Source organism: Serratia surfactantfaciens (genome assembly GCF_001642805.2).
Classification (GTDB): domain Bacteria; phylum Pseudomonadota; class Gammaproteobacteria; order Enterobacterales; family Enterobacteriaceae; genus Serratia; species Serratia surfactantfaciens.
Map to the genome: position 1 here is coordinate 1,812,841 of NZ_CP016948.1, position 18,908 is coordinate 1,831,748.

Below are 18,908 nucleotides of genomic sequence, written 5' to 3' on the forward strand. Positions count from 1 at the left end.
TGTGGCTCGGATTTAAAGATAATTTATAGAACTTATGGTTATATTAAAAATGACATATTCGATTTTGCTATATGTAATAGCTAAATGTAATAAGTTATTTGACAATCAACGCAAACTGATCGTTAATAAATGCCATAAATATCGAAAGGGAATTAACGCATTGGATTTTTTCCATTTTACTTTTTATACCCTGACGCTGTTGGTGATAACCGGGGGAATAGTCGGATTTCTCCTGGCTCTGACCGGGGGAGGCGGATCCATCGTCTGCGTGCCCTTGCTGCTGTATATGGTGAAAATCCCGGATACCCACTTGGTTATAGGCACCAGCGCCATGTCCGTTGCCATTAGCGCGCTGATCAATCTTTTTGTTCATGCCGCCAAAGGAAACGTCCGGTGGCAGACCGGCGTTACCGTTTCGCTGGTGGCGGTGGTGGGAACGCTGGTGGGCTCTCAGGTGGGAAAAATGACGGACGGGCACCATTTAACCCTGCCTTTCTCTTTGCTGATGCTGGTTGTCGCCGGATTGACGCTGAAAAGAAATCATCGGGCAGGCAACGGATTACCGTCCTCCCATCCGACATTTCATCCCGCCATCGTGTGGCCCAGCGTGCTGGCGCTGGGCGCGGTGGCCGGTTTTTTGGGCATCGGCGGCGGATTTTTGGTGGTGCCGGCGCTGCTCTGGTTCTTCCGCTTTTCGCTGGTTGAAGCGGTGGCGACCTCACTGGTCGTGGTTTCCGCCATGGGATTATCGACAAGCGCAAGCTATGCCATGTCCGGCAAGGTGTCGCTGGCCATTACCTGCTGGCTCATTGTCGGCGGCGTTCTGGGGGGCGTCGTGGGAGTGACGCTCACCGAGCGCCTGAAAAAACGCGAGGACATTATCCGTGTGCTCTATGCCGGCATGTTGCTGGTGCTGGCCCTTTATATGCTTTTTAAAAGCCTATAAAACAAAAGGAAAAAATATGCACATCCGTACTTACCATCATCAGCTCTCCTTTTCGGGGGCGCCCGCAGCGAATGATTTCGCTATCCTGCATCAACAAGGCTATCGGTTTATCGTCAACAATCGACCAGATGAAGAGCCGGGAGAGTACCTTAACCATCAACAAGAGAAAGCGTTGGCTGAGCAATGGGGAATGGGCTACGTCTATCTGCCTTACACGTTCGACACGCTGACCTGGGAGACCGTTTATACCTTCCATTACCTGTTGCGGCGGGGTGAGAAGACCTTGGCGCATTGCAGGAGCGGAGCGCGTTCTGCCTGCCTTTCCCTGCTGTATGCGCTGCGCGAAGGCCAGATAGACGAAGCGCAATTTCGCAGCCAGTGCGCAGAGTATGGCGCCGATGCCGATAAGGCGCTGGGCTGGTATGGTCGGCATCAGGCCGTTCAGCCTCACGCGGAAGTGCACGCGTTTTATGAGCCGGAAAGCGGCAGCCTGCAGTATGTCGTCGCCGATCCCGCAGCGCGCCGCTGTGCGATCATCGATCCGGTGCTGGATTTTGACCGCCGCTCGGGAACGGTATCGCACCAGCAGGCCCGCAAGATCCTGGATTTTATTCAGCAACGGGGGTGGGGCGTCGCCTGGGTATTGGATACCCATCCGCATGCCGACCACTTCTCCGCCGTCACCTGGCTGGCGCAGAAAACCGGCGCCTTCACCGGCATCGGCGAAAAAATTGCCGCCGTTCAGGGGCTGTGGGAAGAGATCTACAATTTAAAAGACCTGCCTGCGGCCAATACCGTCTGGGATGCGCTGTTCGCGGATGGAGACGTCTTTTTTATCGGCAACCTGCGCGCTGAAGTCTTGCTGTCTCCCGGGCACACTCTGGCGTCGATCACTTATTACATTGCGGATGCGGCCTTTATCCACGATACGTTCTTCATGCCGGACAGCGGCACCGCAAGGGCCGATTTCCCCGGCGGCAATGCGGAAGTCTTATGGGATTCATTGCAGCGGATTCTGAGCCTGCCTGCGGATACCCGGCTGTTTACCGGCCATGATTACCGCCCGGCGGGGCGTGAGGTCCGCTGGGAAAGCACGGTGAGAGAGCAGCGCGAGAACAATCCCTGGGTGGTCAATATGGATAAGTCCCGATTTATTGCGCAAAGAAAGCAGCGGGACGCCACGCTGCCGCATCCGGAACTCATGCTGATGGCGCTGCAGGTCAACATCCGCGGCGGCGTGCTGCCCGACTGCGAAGACGATGGACAGCACTACCTCAAAATCCCGGTGAATCGATTTAAGGGCTGAATCAGGCCATGACGGCGCCGCCGAACAGGCAGAACATCTGCCTGGGATCGCGCCGTCTGTTAATTGTTTTTTATGAAATAATCATCCTGATTCATATTTAATTATTTGTTTTTACACAAAACACGCGGTGCTTGCCCTCACCGAATACAGTCACTACATTAACAACTGTACTTCCCACTCTGCTAAGGAAAACACCATGAAAGCTGCCGTAGTGACGAAAAACCATACCGTAGATATTCAGGATAAAGTGCTGCGCCCGCTCAAGCACGGCGAAGCGGCGTTGAAAATGGAGTGTTGCGGGGTGTGCCACACCGATTTGCACGTGAAAAACGGCGATTTCGGCGAGGTGCCGGGCATTACGTTGGGGCATGAAGGCATCGGCGTGGTCTCCGCCGTCGGTGAGGGCGTCACCTCGTTAAAAGTGGGTGACCGCGCCAGCGTCGCCTGGTTTTACCAGGGTTGCGGCCATTGCGAGTATTGCGTCAGCGGCAACGAGACCCTGTGCCGCTCGGTGAAAAACGCCGGCTACAGCGTTGACGGCGGCATGGCGGAAGAGTGCATCGTGGTGGCGGACTACGCGGTGAAAGTGCCGGACGGACTCGATTCTTTCGCCGCCAGCAGCATCACCTGCGCCGGCGTCACCACCTACAAAGCGGTGAAAATTTCCGATATCAAACCGGGGCAGTGGATCGCCATTTATGGCCTGGGCGGGCTGGGCAACCTGGCGCTGCAGTACGCCAAGAACGTGTTTAACGCCAAAGTGATCGCCATCGACGTCAACGACGGCCAGCTGGAGTTCGCCAAACAGATCGGCGCCGATCTGACCATCAACTCCAAAACGCAAAATGCGGAAGAGATCATTCAGCAGCAAACCGGCGGCGCTCATGCGGCGGTAGTGACGGCGGTGGCGAAAGCCGCCTTCAACTCGGCGGTCAATGCGGTGCGCGCCGGCGGTAAAGTGGTGGCGGTGGGGCTGCCGCCGGAGAGCATGGATCTGAGCATTCCGCGCCTGGTGCTGGACGGCATTCAGGTGGTCGGCTCGCTGGTGGGCACGCGCGAAGACCTGAAAGAGGCGTTCCAGTTCGCTGCCGAAGGCAAGGTGACGCCGAAAGTGACCAAGCGGCCGCTGGGCGATATCAACGCCATCTTCGACGAGATGAAAGCCGGCACCATTCGCGGGCGCATGGTGATCGATCTCGGCATGGCGAAATAACCCGCGTCATCCACTGCGTGAAAAAAAGGCCACCTGCGGGTGGCCTTGTTGTTGTTACCGCGAGTCAGAACAAACCCAGCGGTTTGGCGTCGTAGCTGACCAGCAGGTTTTTCACCTGTTGATAGTGCGACAGCGCTGCCTTGTGGGTTTCGCGTCCGATGCCGGAGTTCTTGTAGCCGCCGAAAGCGGCGTGCGCTGGATACAGGTGGTAGCAGTTGGTCCATACGCGGCCGGCCTTGATCGCGCGTCCCATGCGGTAGGCGCGGTTGATGTCGCGGGTCCACAACCCGGCGCCCAGTCCAAACTCGGTATCGTTGGCCAGCGCCAGGGCTTCGGCCTCATCCTTGAAGGTGGTGACGCCAATCACCGGCCCGAAGATTTCCTCGCGGAAGAAACGCATGCTGTTGTTGCCGGTAATCAGCGTTGGCTGCAGATAGAAACCGTTTTGCACTTCGTCGCCACGCTGGGCGGGTTCGCCGCCCACCACGATTTTGCCTCCCTCGTTTTTAGCGATGTCGATATAGGACAGGATCTTGTCGTACTGCTGCTTGGACGCCTGGGCGCCGATCATGGTCTCGGTGTCGAAGGGATCGCCCTGGCGGATGGCGGCGATGCGCGCCAGCACTTTCTCCATAAACTGCGGGTAGATGGATTCCTGAATCAACGCCCGTGAAGGGCAGGTGCAAACCTCACCCTGGTTGAAGAAGCCCAGCACCAGCCCCTCAACCGCCTTGTCGATAAACTCCGGTTCCGCCTGCATGATGTCTTCAAAATAGATATTCGGCGATTTGCCGCCCAGCTCGACGGTACTGGGGATAATGTTCTCCGCCGCACAGGCGAGGATGTGACGGCCGACCGGCGTGGAACCGGTGAAGGCGATTTTTTCGATGCGTTTGCTGCGCGCCAGCGCTTCGCCGGCCTCGGCGCCGAAGCCTTGCACCACGTTGAGTACGCCCGGCGGCAGCAGATCGCCGATCTCTTCCATCAACACGCTGATGCCGAGCGGCGTCTGTTCCGCCGGTTTCAGCACCACACAGTTACCTCCAGCCAGCGCCGGCGCCAGTTTCCAGGCAGCCATCAACAGCGGGAAGTTCCACGGAATAATCTGGCCGACCACGCCCAGCGGTTCATAGATATGGTAGGCCACGGTGTTTTGGTCGATTTCCGCTGCGGTGCCCTCCTGCGCGCGCAGGCAGCCGGCGAAGTAGCGGAAATGATCGACCGCCAGCGGCAGATCGGCGTTCAGGGTTTCGCGGATCGGTTTGCCGTTGTCCCAGGTTTCGGTCAGCGCCAGCATCTCCAACCGCGACTCGATGCGATCGGCGATCGCCAGCAGCACGTTGGAACGTTCCTGCACGCTGGTTTTGCCCCAGGCGTCCGCCGCCGCATGCGCCGCGTCGAGCGCCAGCTCAATGTCTTTGGCGTCGGAACGCGGGAATTCGGCGATCGGCTGGCCGGTCACCGGCGAGGTGTTGGTGAAGTAGTTGCCGGATACCGGTTCGACAAATTTGCCGCCAATGTAGTTGCCATAGCGTTTGCGGAACGAAACCAGCGAGCCAGGCAAACCGGGGTGGACATATTTCATGTGAAGCACCTCTCTGCAGATGATAACCGGCGCTATTGCGCTGCGCCTGTGAGTGCGGCATGTCGCCGCCGCACAGAGAAGCACGCCCCGTGCCAGATTGATGAAGGGCAAGGGTGCTTATTAAAAGTGATTGTTTATTATGGAATTAGAAATTCATGCCGCTTGGCGAATCGCGCGGCGTCGCCGTCGCCGATGATTTTTTGTGTCCCGTGTCGCAACGCCTGATACACATTTATGATACAAGTTTGCAACACTCGCGAACGGGGGAGAAACGCATGTTGCCTGACGACCGCTTGCCCGCAGAGGGCGCCAGCTTGCTGACCCAGCCGTTGGCGGAATCCTGGCAACGCAGCCAGGGTTATGGCTTGACGCGCACCGATCAACATATCCCGTTTATCAAAGCCGGATTGCTTGAAGAGCTGCGCAGCCGCAACGATTGGGTACCGCAGCGGGTGCAGCCGCTGATCGAGCAGCTGGGTGCGAAAATTACGCGCCAACCCGCCATCGTAGTGATCGCCGACGCCGACGGGCTGGTGCTGGAAACCTGCGGTAATACCGACTTTCTACACAAAGCGTCGCGCTTTGCGCTGGCGCCGGGCAACCAGTGGGGAGAAGCGGAGCGGGGCACCAACGCCATCGGTACCGCGCTGGCGCTGGGCGCTTTCTGCGAAGTGCGCGGCGACCAGCATTTTCTCAACCAAAATGCCGGGTTGAACTGCACCGCCGCGCCGATCTATCGGCCGGATGGCCGCATTGCCGGCATACTGGATCTCTCCGCGCCCGCCCAGCGTCCGTATCCTGACGCGCAGCGCCTGATCATGCAGGCGGTGCGGCATATCGAACACCGTTGGGTCAGAAGCGCGATCGCCGATCGCCACTGGACGCTGCGCCTGCACGCCGATGCCGGTCGCCTGGGCAGCGCGCAGGAGCTGTTGCTGGTATTCCACGACGAAGTGCTGGTCGCCGCCAATCGGTTGGCGATGATGGAGTTTCAACTCTCGCCGGCGGCCTTTGGCTCGCTTGAGTTCGCCCAGCTGTTCCCCGAGCTGTTACGGCAGCCCGCCGGCGCGCCGCGTCAGACGCTGGCCGGCAATCAACGGCATTATTATTCGCTGCTCGAGGCGCCGCAGCGCCGCGTCAGCGCCCTGCGTTCGGTGCCGCCGGAGGAAAGAGCCGACGAACAACATCAGAAGGCGTTGCGCATTCTCAACGCCGGCCTCGCCTTGTGCGTGACCGGCGAAACCGGCTGCGGCAAAGAGCACTTCAGCCGCCGCCTGTTCCAGGAGAGCCGCTGGCGCAACGGCAACTTTGTGGCGATCAACTGCGCGGCGCTGCCTGAACCGCTGATCGAGTCCGAGCTGTTTGGCTATGCGCCGGGGGCGTTTACCGGCGCCAACCCTAAAGGTTATATCGGCAAGATCCGCGAGGCGGACGGCGGCGTGCTGTTCCTGGATGAGATCGGCGACATGCCGGCGGGCCTGCAAACGCGCCTGCTGCGGGTACTGCAGGAAAAAACCGTCACGCCGCTAGGCAGCCGCAGCGCTTATCCGGTCGATTTCGCGCTGGTCTGCGCCACCCACCACGATCTGCACCGGCTGGTGCAGGCAGGGGCGTTTCGCGAGGATTTGCTGTATCGCATCCAGGAATACAGCCTGCGCATCCCGCCGCTCAGAGAGCGAGCGCAATTGGAGACCTTCATTCTGCAGCTGTGGCGAGAGCTGGGCGGCGAGCGGCGCGGCATTCGGCTGTTGCCGGAGGCGCTGGCGATGCTGGCGCGCTATCCGTGGCCGGGCAACGTGCGGCAATTGCTGAGTACGCTCAAAGTGCTGCTGGCGCTGGCGGACGATCACGCAGTGCTGAGCCTGGACGATCTGCCGCAGTCCATCGCGGTGTTGGCGCCACAGCGGGTGGACGCCGACGCCGGCCTTGGGGATCTGCAGGCGGCGATCGACAAGGCGAATGGCAACCTCAGCCGGGCGGCGAAAGCGCTCGGCGTTTCGCGCAGCACGTTGTATCGCAAGCTGGGGAGGCAGAAAGCGCTGGGGAATGAAACGGCATGATTGGCCGTCGGTAAGGCCCCGCCGCGCGGGGCCTGTGCTTATCTCAATCCCCCAGTCCCGGCGGGTTAATCTGCGAATGGTCGATTTTCTCGTCGCTCTCCGCCCAGCGATCCAATACCTGCAGATAGCTGCCGTTGGTGATGGCGCCGTTGAGCGAAGCCTGCACCGCGTCCACCAGGCCGTTGCCTTTTTTCAGCGTGACGGCGATGTTGGCGGTCTTCGGCCAGCCGCCGGGCACGATGCCCACCAGCCGGGTTTTGCCGGTCAGCCGCGCCTGGTAAGCGCCGGAGACGTTGGGGCCGAAAGTGGCATCGGCACGTCCGGACTGAATGGCCAGCGTGGAGGCGGCCTTATCGGTGACGTACACCGGCTGCAGCGGCGCGAGCCCCTTGGCGCGGTTCTCCTTGTCCCAGGCTAGCAGCACCGCTTCCTGATTGGTGCCTGAATCGACGATGATCTTTTTGCCGGCGATATCCGGCGCCGTTTTTATCCGGGTGATTTTACTGTCGGATTTGACGTAGAAGCCCAGCGTATCCTGGCGATAGGTGGCGAAATCGAATTTGGTCTTGCGTTCGTTGGTTACGGTGATGTTGTAAACTGCGGCGTCATATTTGCCAGAGGCCACTCCCAGCGGCCAGTCTTCCCATGAGGTAGGCACCAGCTTGAGTTTCAACCCTAATCCGTCGGCCACCAACCGCGCGATATCCGCCTCGCTGCCGATCACCGTTTTATTGTCGCGGGCGTACAGACCGAACGGCGGGCCGCTGCCCAGCAGGGAGATGGCCACCGTCAGCGTGCCGGGCTCCACGAACCGGAAACCGACGGGGATTTTGGCGACGGCTTCGGCGTTTTTCACCGTGTGGATCGGCGTTTCGTTGGCGACGAGATCCACGCCCGGTGCGGCGGCGGCGGAAAAGCTCAGCAGCGCCGCAATCATTATCATTTTTTTGCTATCTATCATTATGTTAATTACCTTCATTATTATCAGTGCCACAAGGTCGTTGCACTATCTCTGAAGGCTGCGGGTCTGTGAACGAACAAAATCAACTAACCAATCTTGGAAAAATCATGATGCGCCGCCGCCGGCGCTGAAGACAGATCGCGCCGCATGACAAACGGCAGGGCGTTTAACGGCCGCCCACGGGCTGCGGCATCCCCTGCAGCAGCGCCGGTACCCGCTGGGAGTCCACCGCGCGGCTGAACAGAAAACCCTGGCCGATATGGAAACCGGCTTCGCACAGCGTCTGGCGCTGCTGTTCGGTTTCCACCCCCTCGGCGATGATATCGATCGACAGCTTTTGACCGAGGATGCCGATGCTTTCCACGATCGCCAGGATCGCCGGTTCGGTGTTCATGCGTTGAACGAAGTCGCAATCCAGCTTAATGCAGTCCAGCGGGTAGTCCATGATATGGCTGAAGGAGGAGTGGCCGGTGCCGAAGTCGTCCAACGCGATGCGGATGCCCATTTCCTTGAGCATTTGCAGCGCGCGCAGCACGTATTTCGACCCGTGTTTGTTGAACGCGTGTTCGGTCACTTCCAGTTCGATCAGGTGGTGGGGAATATGGAATTTCAGCAGGCGCTGCAGGAAGGTTTCGGCATAATTGTCGCGTAAAAATTCGATCGGCGACACGTTCAGCGAAACCGGCCGCACCGCCACGCCGGCTGCGCGCCAACGGGCGATATCGGCGAACACCTTCAGCTGCATGGCTTCGCTGATTTTGGTCGCCAGCTCGTAGTCGTTGAATGCCTCGCTCACCGTCGCCGGCAACTGCACGCCGTTGATCGGGCAATGCCAGCGCAGCAGCGCTTCGAAGCCGACAATGCTGCCGTCGGTCAGGCAGACCTTCGGCTGATAGTTGGGGCGGATGCAGTTGTCGCGCACGATCTGACGTGCGTAGTTGAGTTGGCTGGCGCGCGCGCTGGCTTTGTCCATCATCTTGCGATCGAACATATAAACGCCGCCGCGGCCGCCGTCCTTCAACTCATACAGCGCGGTATCGGCGCATTTCATCAGCTCTGAAGCGTCGCGGGCGTCTTTGGGATAGATAGCGCCGCCGATGCTCATGCCGCAATGCAGCGTTTTGCCGCCGTGGGTGATCGGCGTCTCCAGCTGCAACAGAAATTTGTTGGCGATGCGAAAAATGTCCTGCTCGTTTTCGACGTCGCTTATCACCACGGCGAATTCGTCGCCGCCGAGACGCGAGACGAACGAGTGGGTATTCATGCAGGCGCTGAGCCTTTTACCCAGCACCCGCAGCAGATGGTCACCTGCCGCGTGGCCCAGTGTGTCGTTCACCAGCTTGAAATGGTCAAGGTCCAACAGCATCAGCCCGAGCGACTTGCCGCCGTGCAGGGCGCGTTTCATCTCTTGCTTCAGTTTTTTCTTGAACAGACGCCGGTTGGGCAGGCCGGTCAATTCGTCATACTCGCTGGCGAGCAACAGACGCTGCTCCATCACGCGCTGCGAGGTTACGTCGCGCGAGACGCACAAGATCTCGGCCACCGCGCCGTGTTCGTCGCTGACCGGGGTGAGAATATTGTCCCAGTGCTGTTTTTTGCCCTGCGGCGTCACGCTCAATCCCGTGAAGCGCGCATTTTTACCCGCTCTGACGCTGCGCAGCGCCTTGCGGCCACGGCGGCGGATTTCGGGCGACAGCAACCCCAGCCAGGACATGCCGAACTCTTTTTGCGCCGGGTCAAGACCGAGCGCCAGGCTGCCGGACCGGTTCATGTGGCGCAGCGTCCCGTCGTTATTGATCACTTTGATACAGTCGAGGCTGGCGTCCAGCATGTCTTGCTGGATGGAGAGCGCCTGAACGTTTTGCTGGCGCTGCAGCATTTGCAGATGAATATCGGTGGCGGCGAGGTACCAGCTGGGCTCTAACGCCATGCCATCCTGGCGGGCATTGAACGCCAGCATAAACCAACGGTAGATGCCGTGGCGATCGCACAGGCGAGCTTCGCCGGCGAACGAGGAGAGGGCGACGATCGCCTGGCGCCATTGCGCGGCCATCCGATCGCGATCGTCGGGATGCAGGGCATCGAGCCAGTCGGCGGCGCCGTGCTCGCCGGCGTTTGCGCCGGTATAGTCGCGCCACTGTTTATTAAAGTAGCCGCCAAGGCGGTTGCCGAAGCAAATCAGACCGGGCAAGTCGTCTACGATTTCGCCATAGAGATCAATCGGATTTTTGTTATTGGTCTGCTTGGGCAACAGGGTCATGCGGTATTTCCTCGGAAAATTACCCATATTCTCGCTCTATAGCAGAGCCTCTTTCAATATAGTTTTGCCAATGAAAATGGGAATAGCCAGCGGGCACGGCTAAAAATCAGCCCGCTAGCATGGAATACATCCCGCGCGAACGCATTAGGAATATTCCTGTTATTTATAAGCAGCCCTTATATTGCGACGAAAAATAAGTGATCCGACCACGATCGGATATTGCCATAAAAATTAATCAATCTTGATGTTTCTATTTGATGAAATGTTCAGGCGTTTTTATGCTCTCCCACCGGCTGTTCTGCCGGCTCTATGCGCCTTCACTGACAAAAATCTCACTTATGGCGGCAATAACCGCCATTTTATGCACTCTCCAGCGGTAGTCGCAGCGCCGTTGGTCGGGGTTTAGCAGAAAAGTCATGATACAAATCAAGAAATGTTTTGTTTCATCTGTTGACACTTTGCTTACGTATAAGATAGCCTCGCGAATGAAAAGCATTAGAAAAACTGGATGATAAAACGAAATGCATCTACAGCCTGATCCCCAGGCCCGGTCCCGATGGCCGGGCCATTCCGGCGCAACGGCGCCGGCAAGCGTACATTCGCCTCCTCTTTAGACGTCTGCGCCATAGGCGCCCGGCGCGGCGACATTCCTTTGTCTGCCAGCGCCATCTGCATCACTCAGCATGTCTGTTCATGCGGCCCGCGTCGGGCCTGCATGCGTTATCTGTCGTTTCACGATCGAGGGAGGTCGCAGGGCGGTTAAAACGTAAGTTTTCTTCTGGGTATAAATAAACATGGAGCGTAAAATGATACTTAATAAAAGATTGAAGTTAGCGTATTGCGTTTTTCTGGGTTGTTATGGCTTATCCATTCATTCTTCTCTTGCCGCTTATCAGGATCCCGGTCGGTTGGGTGCGCCTGACAGTTGGAAAACCGCAGAATTTAATCGTCAATGGGGGCTTGCGGCGATTTCCGCCGAATATGCCTATGCCAGAGGCTACACCGGTAAAGGCGTCACTATCGGTATTATCGATAATGCCATTCTTTCCCATTCTGAATTCGCCGGTAAACTGACGCGTCTGGATAACGGCAGTTATAATTTCTCATACGATAAACTAGATAATATGTCTTTCGGCGATCACGGCACGCACGTAGCCGGTATTGCTGCGGCTAAAAGAGATGGCGCTGGTATGCACGGCGTCGCTTTCGACGCGGATATTATCGGCACCAAATTGAATGATTACGGTAATCGCAACGGCCGTGAAGAGCTGATTCAGAGCGCGGCGCGCATCATCAGCAACAGCTGGGGGATTGCGCCGGACATTCGGCGAGACGCCAAGGGTGACATCATCTGGTTACCTAACGGCAGACCGGACTATGTGGCGTTCGTCAAAGGCGATGTGATCGGCGAAATGATGCGCAGCAAGTCCAGCGTGGAATGGGGCAGCCAACAGCCGGTGCCGACCGGCGCGCATAGCTCCATGTCGGCGCTGCTGCGTGCGGCCAGGCACGGTAAGCTGATCGTCTTCTCGGCAGGCAATTACAACAATTACAACATTCCCGAAGCGCAAAAGTCACTGCCTTATGCCTTCCCGGACGTGTTGAACAATTACCTGATCGTGACCAACCTGAGCGACGAAAACAACTTAAGCGTCTCTTCGACCAGCTGCGGTCAAACGGCGAGCTACTGCGTTTCCGCGCCAGGCTCCGATATATACAGCACGGTCGGCCGGTTGGAGTCTAATACTGGCGGCGCCGTTAATCGTGATGCTTACAATAAAGGCGAGCTGTCGGTTAATCAAAATTACGGCTTCAAATCCGGCACCTCAATGGCCGCGCCGCATGTCAGCGGTGTCGCCGCCGTATTGATGCAACGCTTCCCTTATATGAGCGCCGATCAAATATCCGCCGTGATCAAAACTACCGCCACCGATTTAGGCGTGCCCGGTATTGACAATTTGTTCGGCTGGGGGCGCGTCAATTTACGCGATGCGATCAACGGGCCGAAAATGTTTATCACCAAGGAGGATATTCCACAGGAATATTATGTGCCGGGCTCCTATAGCGAAAAACAATTCGTGGTAAATATTCCCGGCCTCGGCAATACCGTTGAATCCGGCACCACGGTTGAGCGCCGCTGCACGTCGCGCGAGTGCGATTTCGATTCGTGGAGCAATGACATCACCGGCCACGGCGGGTTGACCAAAATCGGCGCCGGTACGCTGGAACTGGCGGGGAACAATACCTATCGCGGTGATACCTGGGTGAAACAGGGCGCGCTGGCAATCAACGGCTCGGTGGTATCCAACGTCTATATCGAAAACGGCGGCACGCTGGCCGGCAGCGGCAGCGTGAATGCCTTCCGAGCTGGCCACGGCGGCAGCGTCGCGCCGGGCAACGGCATCGGCACGCTGCACGTGGTGAATGACGCCGTCTTCGATCGCGGTTCGCAGTATAACGTGGAAGTGGCGGACAAAGGCCGCAGCGATAAGATCGCCGCGCGACGCGCTTTCCTCAACGGCGGCAGTGTGAACGTCAGCCTGGAGCGCAGCCAAAACCTGCTGTCGCAGAATGAGGCGCAGAGTCTGCTGGGCAACAAATACACCATCCTGACCACGACGGACGGCGTGACCGGTCGATTTGAAAACGCCAACCCATCGTACCCGTTCGTGAATGTCGCGCTGGATTATCAGGGCAATGACGTCGGCCTTGGCATCACGCGTACCGCCGCTCGTTTTGACAGCTTGGCCAGCACAGAGAACGAGAAAGCGGTAGCTCGTGCGGTGGAGACGCTCAACGCGGCGGAACCGGTCACGACAACGGCCCAACGCGGCGTGACGATCTCTGCGGCTGAAGCGGCCAACCTGCTGCAAAGCGATGGCGGCGAGGCGCAAGCCGTGAGCGAAGAGGCGAGCATCGTGGCCGGCCATCCGGTCTATGAAAGCTTCCTCGGCTTCACCTCAGCCCGAGATCTGCAGCAGGCGACCCGTCAGCTGTCTGGCCAGATCCACGCGGATATGGCTTCCGCCCAGATCAACGAAAGCCGTTACCTGCGCGATACCGCCACCGAGCGCTTGCGCCAGGCGGAAGGCCGCCGCGTCGCTACCGATATTAAAGCGGATGACAACGGCGCCTGGGCGAAACTGCTGGGCAGCTGGGGGCATGCTTCCGGCAACGACAACGCCACCGGTTACCAGACGTCCACTTACGGCGTGCTGCTGGGGCTGGACAGCGAACTGTTCGACGACGGTCGGTTAGGGGTGATGACCGGGTATACCCGCACCTCGTTGGATGGCGGTTATCAGTCAGACGCACACAGCGACAACTATCATCTGGGGCTGTACGGCGACAAACGCTTCGGCGCAGTGGCGCTGCGGGCGGGGGGCACTTATACCTGGCATCGCATCGACACCTCGCGCTCGGTGAACTATGGCGCGCAGTCGGATCGCGAGAAGGCCAAGTATAACGCGCGCACCGGTCAGCTGTTCATCGAAAGTGGTTACGATTGGACGAGCGATGCGGTCAACCTTGAGCCGTTCGCCAACCTGGCGTACACCCATTACCGTAACGAGGGGATCACCGAGCAAGGCGGGGCGGCAGCGCTGCGCGGCGACAAACAAAGTCAGTCCGCCACCGCTTCGACGCTGGGTCTGCGCGCCGACACCCAGTGGCAAGCCGACAGCGTGGCGATCGCTCTGCGCGGCGAGCTGGGCTGGCAGCACCAGTACGGCAAGCTGGAGCGTAAAACGCAGCTGATGTTCAAACGCACTGATGCGGCGTTCGACGTGAACAGCGTGCCTGTGTCTCGCGATGGTGCGGTCCTGAAAGCGGGCGTGGATGTAGCGGTTAACAAAAACGCCGTCCTGTCCCTTGGCTACGGCGGGCAGCTGTCGTCCAACCACCAGGACAACAGCGTCAACGCCGGTCTGACCTGGCGCTTCTGATCGCAGTTAACATGCTTCGCTTTATTCAGCCCTCATCGTGACGATGGGGGCTTTTTTTGCGTCCAGACGGCGTTGAAACCTTCTTTGGCATGAGGCGATGCTTTCTGCGCGGCATATTCCCCCCCGGCCGGTGTTCGCCGCTGGGTAAATCAATCAGAGGAAAGCAAACGCTGCTGCCAATCGCGCAATTGAGCCGGCGTGAGGGACGTAGCGGCGGCGACCACCTCGCGATGTTCCAGGGCGATTTCCCGGGCGCGCTGCAACGGCTCGGCGCTGAGGCATTGCACACTTTGCCGCAGCGCCTGCTGCGCCTGTTCCAGTTCGTCAGCGCCAAGCTGCGCCAGCTCATGACGCATCTGCAGCAAGAATTCGTCAGTTAACTGCTGCAGCTGTTCAACGGTGAATGTCGGGGATTGCAGCGCAAACAGCAGGCCTTCGACATCGGCGCTGCGGTGAAAGGCGCATTGCACCACGTAACCGATGTTGCGCTCCACGCGCAGCCGCTGAAAATAGCGCGGCGCGTAAAGTTGGGCCAACACGCGCAGCGCCCAGCGGCCTTCGGCTGCATCGCTCTGCAGCGGGTAAAACCGTAGCAAGGCGTGTTCGGTGCCGCTTTCCGTCAGCGTGACGGGGCGATGAAGCGAAGGGGGCGGCCTCTGCGGCTCGGCGGTCACGGAATAGGGAAAGTCGTACAGCAAATGCGACAGCCGCCGCCGCAACTCGCTATCGCCGCCGATTAAGGCGGCATGCCATTGCGGCGGCGCCGCTGCCGGCCCGCACAACGCCGCCGGCAATTGGGCCAGCAGGCGGCGAATGGCGACGGCGTTTTGTTGTTCCGACTGGGCGAGGCGCAGGTTTCTTTCTGCTTCATCGAGGATAGCCGGCGGCAAGGCCGCCAGCGCGCGGTTCACGACGTTCAGGCCGTGACCGATCAGCGCCTCGCTGCCCGCCAACTGCAGCAACCACAGGCCCTGATGGCGCGTGAAGCTTAAATGCCCCTCCCGATGCGCGAGCTCCGCCGCCCCGGTGCGCAGCGCCGCCTGTAAACCATAGGCTTGCTGCTCGCTGAATGCGCTGGACTGCGAGGGGCGCAGCAGCAACACCGGTTGCGCCGCCTCGGGGTGCAGATGTCGCAGCGGCGCCTGGCCGACTGGCAAGTTCGGGATCGGCAACGCCGCGGAGGAGGAGAAAAAGCGGAACGGTTCCGTTGCGGGCGTCAGCGCGGCGCAGGCGAAAGGGGTGAGCGCCAGCGGCAGCCCCTGAATTTCGCGCGTTTCGCCGCCGTTTTCGGGCCACACGGCTAGCCGGCGACGCGGCGCGCTCATCAGCGCCGAAATATGCCGTGGCCAATCGTCGTTCGGCTCAGTCGGCGGCAGCCCAAACGCTCTGGCGCGCAGTTGTTCGAGTGGCGCCAAACGCTGAAAGTCGCGATTTGCCAGCTGCCCGAAATGTTCGAGCTGCGCCGGCGTCAGCGAGCGCAGCGCCTGCAGCCACGCCAACAGGGCGCTTTCGATGCGGGCGGCTTCAACGGCTGTCCCCTGATTGACGGTGAAGATAAAACTCAGCAGGGCGCTGTTTTCGCCGCAGCGGGAATAATCCAGCCGCGCGGCGTCGCACCACGCGTGAGCGCGCAGCCGGGCCAACAACCCGCCAGGGGCTTCATCCTGCAGCAGACGCTCCAGTCGCCGCAGCCAGCCGCGTGAGCGGGGGGCCGGCAGGGAAAAGACCAGCCTCAGCTGCGGCACGCCGGGGAGATGCAGAGCGTAATCCGCCACGGCGGTCAGCGGCGGCGATGGTTGGCGCGGGGCGGCAGCGTCCGGCGGCAAACGGCTGGCGCAGCGCTGCGCCAGCGCATGCAACTGTTCCAGCGATTGCGGGCCTTGCAGCCACAGCGTCATGTTTGGCGCTCGGTAGTACTGACGGTGAAACTGGCGCAGCGCCTGTTGCAGTGCGGAAATATCGCTGCCGAAAGCGGCGCGGCTGCCGATGTGAAAGCGGTGCAACGCGTCAAGGCCGCTGAACATTTGCCGCTGCGCCGCTTCGCAGCGGGTTTCAACATCGGCGCGCAGTAAGCGGTATTCGGCGTCGATAATCTCGATCTCCTGAGCGATCGCCTCCGCCGTCAACTGCGGGGCGGCCAGCATATCGCTCAGCCGAGCCCACCCTTCAGCCAGGTGGTCAGCGCCCACCTCAAAGAAGAATGCGGTTTGCGTGGCCAGGGTCGTGGCGTTTAACCGGCCGCCGACCGACGGCGCCCAGCCCATCAGGCCATCCAGCGCGCTGAAATTCACGCTGCCGCGAAACAGCAGGTGCTCCAGCAGATGCGCCAGGCCCGGCCAGGCGGCCGGCGCCTGAAAGCTGCCCGCTTCAATGCGCACCAGCGCGGCGGCGGCCTCGGCGGCAGGGGTGCTTATCGCCTTGACGGCCAAACCGTTGGCGAGCTGCCACGAGGCAGCGGCGAGTGTCATGGTCAGCCCTTGAAGATCAAACGGGAGTTGGTCTGATTACGAAAACGCAGCTGATCGATACCGACCTGCGAGCGATTCGCCGCTTCCCGCGCCGCCAGGATGGTGCCATGGTGCGGCGATTTGCCGCACACCGGATCGGCGTTGTCGGCGTTGCCCGTCAACATGAACGCCTGGCAGCGGCAACCGCCGTAGTCCTTCTCTTTCTCCGAACAGGAGCGGCAGGGCTCCGGCATCCAGTCATAGCCGCGATAGCGGTTAAAGCCGAACGAGTGGTACCAGATATGCTGCAGATCGTGCTCCAGCACCGACGGGAATGCGATCGGCAGCTGACGGGCGCTGTGACAGGGTAACGCCATGCCTTCCGGCGTCACGCTCATGAAGATCGCCCCCCAGCCGCCCATGCAACCTTTGGGACGCTCCTCGTAATAATCCGGCGTGACGAACAGCAGGTTAGCCAGCTTACCGTCGGCGGCCATGCGTTCGCGATAGCGTTTCACCACCGCTTCAGCGTCGGCGATCTGCTCGCGGGTCGGCAACAGGCCCTCGCGATTCAGATGCGCCCAGCCGTAGAACTGGCAGGTCGCCAGCTCGACGTCGTCGGCATCCAGCTGGATCGCCAGTTCGATAATGCGATCGATCTGGCCGATGTTATGGCGATGCAACACGAAGTTGAGCACCATCGGGTAGCCGAGCGCCTTGACCGCCCTGGCCATTGCCAGCTTTTGCTGGAACGCCTTGGCCGAGCCCGCCAGCGCGGCGTTCAGCGTTTCGTCGCTGGCCTGAAAACTGATCTGGATATGGTCCAGACCGGCGTCGGCGAAGGTTTGCAGTTTCTTCTCGGTCAGGCCGATGCCGGAGGTGATCAGGTTGGTGTAGAAGCCGAGATCGCGCGCGGCGGCGATAAGTTCAGGCAGGTCTTTACGCACCAACGGCTCGCCGCCGGAGAAACCGAGTTGTACGCTGCCCATCGCCCGCGCCTGGCGAAACACCGCGATCCATTGTTCGGTCGTCAGCTCTTTTTCCTGTGCGGCAAAATCGAGCGGGTTGGAGCAGTAAGGACACTGCAGCGGGCAGCGATAGGTGAGCTCCGCCAGCAGCCAGAGCGGCGGATTGACCGTCGGCGCGCGTGGCTCAGTCACGGAAGGTCACCCATTTTTGTTCGTAGGCGCGCTGGAAAAACTCCAGCACGTCATCCGCCAACCCCTCGGCGCCGGGGAAGCGGGCGTTCAGCTGCGCGATGATGCCGTTCAGCGTGGTGTGGCCGTCGACCAGCTGTAAAATGGCGGCGGCGCTGTCGTTCAGTTTGGCCATGCCCTCCGGATAGAGGATCACGTGGCTATTTTGCACCTGCTCCCATTGCAGGCGGTAGCCGCGGCGGAAGACCGGGGTGTGTTCAGGATTCGGCGTCATTACACCAGCCTCTGGTTGTGCCATACCCGCGCGGCGGTCACGCTGTGGTAAGGCGGGCGGTTCAGGGTATAGGCCATGCTCATGGCGTCCAGCATGCTCCATAAAATATCCAGCTTGAACTGCAGGATTTCCAACATGCGCTGCTGCTTTTCGACGGTATCGCAATAGTCCAGCGCCAGCGCCAGACCGTGTTCCACATCGCGATTGGCCTGGCCGAGGCGGCTGCGGAAATAGTCGTAGCCGGCGGCGTCGATCCACGGGTAGTGCTGCGGCCAGCTGTCGAGGCGCGACTGGTGGATCTGCGGCGCGAACAGTTCGGTCAGCGAGCTGCAGGCCGCTTCTTGCCAGCAGGCGCGGCGCGCAAAATTGACGTAGGCATCCACCGCAAAGCGCACGCCCGGCAGCACCAGCTGTTCAGAAAGCAGGGCGTCGCGCTGCAGCCCGACGGCCTCGCCCAGACGCAGCCAGGCTTCGATGCCGCCTTCGCTGCCGCCGTAGCCGTCGTGATCCAGGATGCGCTGCACCCATTTACGGCGGGTTTCCGGCTGCGGACAGTTGGCCATGATCGCCGCATCCTTGATCGGAATGCTGGTCTGGTAGTAGAAACGGTTGGCCACCCAGCCCTGGATCTGCTCGCGGGTCGCTTCGCCGTTGTGCATCGCGATGTGGTACGGGTGGTGAATGTGGTAATAAGCGCCTTTGGCGCGCAGCGCCGCTTCAAATTCCTGCGGAGTCAGGGGGAGTGGTTGCGTCAT

The 18,908-nt window shown here is 60.0% G+C and carries 12 protein-coding genes; 5 read left to right on the forward strand and 7 right to left on the reverse strand.

The annotated features are described in order from the left end of the window. Positions 1 to 49 precede the first annotated feature (49 nt). The 3 genes from ATE40_RS08715 to adhP all read left to right on the forward strand — a co-directional run bounded on the left by ATE40_RS08715 (position 50) and on the right by adhP (position 3,465). Positions 50 to 946, forward strand: coding sequence for a sulfite exporter TauE/SafE family protein (locus ATE40_RS08715; protein ID WP_230328901.1), 897 nt, complete (start codon positions 50 to 52; stop codon positions 944 to 946). Continuing rightward, entirely contained in the window at positions 894 to 2,252 is a 1,359-nt protein-coding gene (gene blh / locus ATE40_RS08720; protein ID WP_244889091.1) for a bifunctional sulfur transferase/dioxygenase Blh, read from the forward strand. Before ATE40_RS08715 ends, blh begins: the two co-directional genes overlap by 53 nt. Before the next feature lie 196 nt (positions 2,253 to 2,448). Next, entirely contained in the window at positions 2,449 to 3,465 is a 1,017-nt protein-coding gene (adhP, locus tag ATE40_RS08725; RefSeq protein ID WP_004928541.1) for an alcohol dehydrogenase AdhP, read from the forward strand. 64 nt (positions 3,466 to 3,529) lie between these two features. Here the strand turns inward: adhP and exaC are convergent, their stop codons facing one another. Further along, complete coding sequence (gene exaC, locus ATE40_RS08730; protein ID WP_025159746.1) at positions 3,530 to 5,050, reverse strand: acetaldehyde dehydrogenase ExaC; 1,521 nt, start codon at positions 5,048 to 5,050, stop codon at positions 3,530 to 3,532. 275 nt (positions 5,051 to 5,325) lie between these two features. Between exaC and ATE40_RS08735 the strand changes: the two genes are divergently transcribed. Next, positions 5,326 to 7,110, forward strand: coding sequence for a sigma-54-dependent Fis family transcriptional regulator (locus ATE40_RS08735; protein WP_025159747.1), 1,785 nt, complete (start codon positions 5,326 to 5,328; stop codon positions 7,108 to 7,110). Between the two features lie 43 nt (positions 7,111 to 7,153). Here the strand turns inward: ATE40_RS08735 and ATE40_RS08740 are convergent, their stop codons facing one another. Together ATE40_RS08740 and ATE40_RS08745 are read right to left on the reverse strand one after the other, a co-directional pair. Beyond that, on the reverse strand, positions 7,154 to 8,071 hold the full coding sequence (locus ATE40_RS08740) for an ABC transporter substrate-binding protein (RefSeq protein WP_156785419.1): 918 nt from the start codon (positions 8,069 to 8,071) through the stop codon (positions 7,154 to 7,156). Positions 8,072 to 8,237: 166 nt separating this feature from the next. Then, a complete protein-coding gene (locus ATE40_RS08745; RefSeq protein WP_063919450.1) occupies positions 8,238 to 10,331 on the reverse strand; it encodes a putative bifunctional diguanylate cyclase/phosphodiesterase in 2,094 nt (697 codons plus the stop codon). 908 nt (positions 10,332 to 11,239) lie between these two features. On the opposite strand from ATE40_RS08745, the gene ATE40_RS08755 reads away from it, so the two are divergent. Then, a complete protein-coding gene (locus ATE40_RS08755) occupies positions 11,240 to 14,275 on the forward strand; it encodes an autotransporter domain-containing protein (protein ID WP_071891991.1) in 3,036 nt (1,011 codons plus the stop codon). 149 nt (positions 14,276 to 14,424) lie between these two features. Here ATE40_RS08755 and pqqF read toward each other — a convergent pair whose 3' ends face one another. Genes pqqF through pqqC form a run of 4 tightly spaced genes read right to left on the reverse strand, consistent with a single transcriptional unit; the run spans position 14,425 to position 18,908 of the window. Then, a complete protein-coding gene (gene pqqF / locus ATE40_RS08760) occupies positions 14,425 to 16,743 on the reverse strand; it encodes a pyrroloquinoline quinone biosynthesis protein PqqF (protein ID WP_063919452.1) in 2,319 nt (772 codons plus the stop codon). 2 nt (positions 16,744 to 16,745) lie between these two features. Then, on the reverse strand, positions 16,746 to 17,882 hold the full coding sequence (gene pqqE / locus ATE40_RS08765) for a pyrroloquinoline quinone biosynthesis protein PqqE (protein ID WP_019455333.1): 1,137 nt from the start codon (positions 17,880 to 17,882) through the stop codon (positions 16,746 to 16,748). After that, a complete protein-coding gene (gene pqqD / locus ATE40_RS08770) occupies positions 17,875 to 18,153 on the reverse strand; it encodes a pyrroloquinoline quinone biosynthesis peptide chaperone PqqD (protein ID WP_019455334.1) in 279 nt (92 codons plus the stop codon). Before pqqD ends, pqqE begins: the two co-directional genes overlap by 8 nt. Then, positions 18,153 to 18,908 carry a pyrroloquinoline-quinone synthase PqqC gene (pqqC, locus tag ATE40_RS08775; RefSeq protein WP_063919453.1) on the reverse strand — a complete coding sequence of 252 codons (756 nt, stop codon included), beginning with the start codon at positions 18,906 to 18,908 and terminating at the stop codon, positions 18,153 to 18,155. Before pqqC ends, pqqD begins: the two co-directional genes overlap by 1 nt.

Coding starts and splice junctions, on each gene's coding strand:
- ATE40_RS08740 (WP_156785419.1), bottom strand. CDS start 8,071: ATGATAGATAGCAAAAAAATGATAATGATTGCGGCGCTGCTGAGCTTT.
- exaC (WP_025159746.1), bottom strand. CDS start 5,050: ATGAAATATGTCCACCCCGGTTTGCCTGGCTCGCTGGTTTCGTTCCGC.
- ATE40_RS08745 (WP_063919450.1), bottom strand. CDS start 10,331: ATGACCCTGTTGCCCAAGCAGACCAATAACAAAAATCCGATTGATCTC.
- ATE40_RS08715 (WP_230328901.1), top strand. CDS start 50: ATGACATATTCGATTTTGCTATATGTAATAGCTAAATGTAATAAGTTA.
- pqqD (WP_019455334.1), bottom strand. CDS start 18,153: ATGACGCCGAATCCTGAACACACCCCGGTCTTCCGCCGCGGCTACCGC.
- pqqF (WP_063919452.1), bottom strand. CDS start 16,743: ATGACACTCGCCGCTGCCTCGTGGCAGCTCGCCAACGGTTTGGCCGTC.
- blh (WP_244889091.1), top strand. CDS start 894: ATGCCGGCATGTTGCTGGTGCTGGCCCTTTATATGCTTTTTAAAAGCC.
- ATE40_RS08735 (WP_025159747.1), top strand. CDS start 5,326: ATGTTGCCTGACGACCGCTTGCCCGCAGAGGGCGCCAGCTTGCTGACC.
- pqqC (WP_063919453.1), bottom strand. CDS start 18,908: ATGACGCAACCACTCCCCCTGACTCCGCAGGAATTTGAAGCGGCGCTG.
- adhP (WP_004928541.1), top strand. CDS start 2,449: ATGAAAGCTGCCGTAGTGACGAAAAACCATACCGTAGATATTCAGGAT.